This is a genomic window from Pantoea stewartii subsp. stewartii (assembly GCF_008801695.1).
Taxonomy (GTDB): Bacteria; Pseudomonadota; Gammaproteobacteria; order Enterobacterales; family Enterobacteriaceae; genus Pantoea; species Pantoea stewartii.
Genome location: NZ_VZPF01000165.1, coordinates 1 through 2,799, shown reverse-complemented (window position 1 = coordinate 2,799; position 2,799 = coordinate 1). Strand labels below are relative to the sequence as shown.

The window sequence follows — 2,799 nt, the reverse complement described above, 5'->3', positions numbered from 1 at the left end:
AATGGAGGCGAAGCGCCTCAAGGAGCCATGTCCGGTGTTTCACGCGATAGTGTCCATTAAAAAATGATGGACACTATTTTCCCGGAACCGGAGCCCGCTGCACAGACGGTTTAAATGTGACGCTTACGGCAGGATCAGCGTATTGCCTGAATCTGTATTGACAGAGTAAGCATCCGGCAGCCTGTAATTAAAGCCCGGCGTGAACGGGCCACAAGCGCGAATACTGCCATGATAAATTAACACGCAGAAAGGTAATATAAGCCAGGCCGTGATAATCCCCTGCCGGGCATAATGCGCAACCTGTGAAAAATAAACACGATTTTCTGTCAGACAGAAGGAATTCATGTTTTCGGATACCGTCTGTAATTAATCTGTTCAGGTTTACGGCCTTGCTGTGCATTAAATCAGCAGGCGGCTTCGCTTTTCTCCTTTGTAACTTCCGTTCACATAATCACCTTCTCAGATAAGTCATTGTAAAAAAGTCTAAGTTATTTTTATTTGAATTAATTTTCACGATGAGCAGCAATTTTATTTATCTCAGTTACGCTTTTAAGACTGATTTAAAAAGAACATGAAGGCAAATCTTAACCACGAAGGAGAAATGTATCGCAGGTCATTCCAGAGGGAATCTGTCATTATTCCACCGTAGTTAAATTTGTCGGAAATATCCGAAAATATTGCGCAACCCTAATTATTTTAAAAGCAGGGCAGGCAATCACGCTTTTTAGTCACGCGTATTTTAAGCGAACGGCCTCTTTCCACAGCGAACGCACGATTAGCGTCAGGCTGATTAACCAGCCCAGAAAATCCGATGCCGCTCGCCGTCCCGGTCAGGGCCGGTGGGCGCCAAATCATCCATGACCCGAGGGGAAAAATATGAAAGCAGTCGTTTATAACGGACACATACGATGTGTCAGTAAAAGACGTGCCCGATGCCAAAATTGAGCGTCCCACGGATGTTCTGGTTCGTATCACCACCACCAATATTTGCGGATCTGATCTTCATATGTACGAAGGGCGTACCAGCTTCGAACAGGGCCGTATCCTGGGCCATGAAAATCTGGGGCAGGTGGTAGAGATCGGCAGCGGTGTGGAGCGCGTGAAAGTCGGAGATTATGTCTGCCTGCCTTTCAACGTCGGCTGCGGATTCTGCGAAAACTGTGAAAAAGGGCTGACAGGCTTCTGCCTGACGACCAATCCAGGCACGGCAGGGGCGGCGTACGGCTTTGCCGAAATGGGGCCCTGGTCTGGTGGTCAGGCAGAATTATTGCGCGTACCCTTTACCGATTTTAACTGCCTGGTGCTGCCACCCGATGCGGTTGAAAAGGAAGACGATTACGTCATGCTGTCTGATATTTTTCCCACCGGCTGGCATGCCACTGAACTGGCGGGGCTCAAACCCGGCGAAAGTGTGGCTATCTATGGTGCAGGGCAGGTAGGACTGATGGCGGCGCATTCGGCGATTATCAAGGGTGCCTCCGAAGTGTACGTTGTGGACACGCATGCCGACAGGCTGGCGCTGGCTGAAAAACTCGGTGCCATTGCCATTAATGCCACCGGGGCCGATGCGGTAAATAAAATCCTCGACCTGACGGATGGCCGGGGCACCGATTGTGGCTGCGAATGTGTGGGATATCAGTGCTGTAACAAACATGGCGTTGAAGATAACGCCGACACCATGAACAGCTTGGTGGCCTCCACCAAAGCGACGGGCGGCGGCGTGGTAGGCGTGTTTGTGCCACAGGATCCCGGTGCTGCCACCGATCTGGCGAAAGAAGGTAAAATGCCTTTCGACTTCGGCAGCTTCTGGTTTAAAGGCCAGTCTGTCCGCACTGGCCAGGCAAACGTCAAAGCCTATAACCGCCAGCTGGCGCGTCTGATCGCGCAGGACAAAGCGAAGCCGGGACAAATCATTTCCCACCGGCTGCAACTGACAGAAGCCGCAGAGGGCTATAAACATTTTGACAACCGCGACAGCGGGTGGACAAAAGTGATTTTAAAACCCTGAATAATTCGCAGTTAACCGGGCCGCCGCAGTCTGGGATCTCGTCTGAGTACGGGGGACCGGACTGTTGGCGGTTAAAGACGGCCCCTGTGGTTAGCTGGCTGACCGATGACGTTTTATCTCAACAGCATGGCTGGCAAAGGACGAGGCCGCCTCGCCTTCACTGTGCCAGCGTAAGTCACAGCCCATACCTGCTGTGGAAAGGTCTGGTACAGGGCGGCGTTTATAACACGAGAGAAACGTGAATATAATCGTTTGGCATCCGAAAGTGTGCACCGAAAAAACGCGGGTCTGTTATATGATGGCGCTACGTCATTTGCTGGCTTTATTTAAGCGAAAAAAAACCGCCGGCGCGGCGGTTAAGTGAAACAGTGAAATTCGGTTTGGGGGAAACCTGTCGCTAAGTTAATTTCACAAAATATTTTTTCGCAAGCGTAAGCGGCAACCAAAAACTATTAGGAAGGGAGCAAAAAAAAGAATTTAAGAGTTTTCCTGGTGGCTGGCTGCCTGTTTCATATTCCGTTGATACAAGAATCCTGTTTCCGATATTGCGCTTACACTTTGTTACCCCTTTTCCCTCAAATTCTCCTGCCGTCTCGCCTGATTTATCGACTGTGCACAACTAAATAACTGATCCTAATACCGCTACACTTTAGCCAGCCCATGTTTTCCCCCGGGGAATGGGCTGACGGTATTCATAAAGTGATGGACCTTTTTCAACAGTTGCCACATTGAACTGCACTGGTGATTTCGGGTTATTGTCTCATGAAGCGCCTGCCACAACCGTTCGACAT

Annotated in this window: 1 protein-coding gene and 1 pseudogene; one reads left to right on the top strand and one right to left on the bottom strand. The window is 50.0% G+C overall.

The window, feature by feature from the left end:
• The first annotated feature begins 910 nt into the window (after positions 1–910).
• A complete protein-coding gene (locus F7Q90_RS25175) occupies positions 911–2,008 on the top strand; it encodes a glutathione-independent formaldehyde dehydrogenase (protein WP_006119684.1) in 1,098 nt (365 codons plus the stop codon).
• Between the two features lie 642 nt (positions 2,009–2,650).
• Here F7Q90_RS25175 and F7Q90_RS25170 read toward each other — a convergent pair.
• Positions 2,651–2,799, bottom strand: a pseudogene (locus tag F7Q90_RS25170) (IS630 family transposase); the annotation flags it as partial.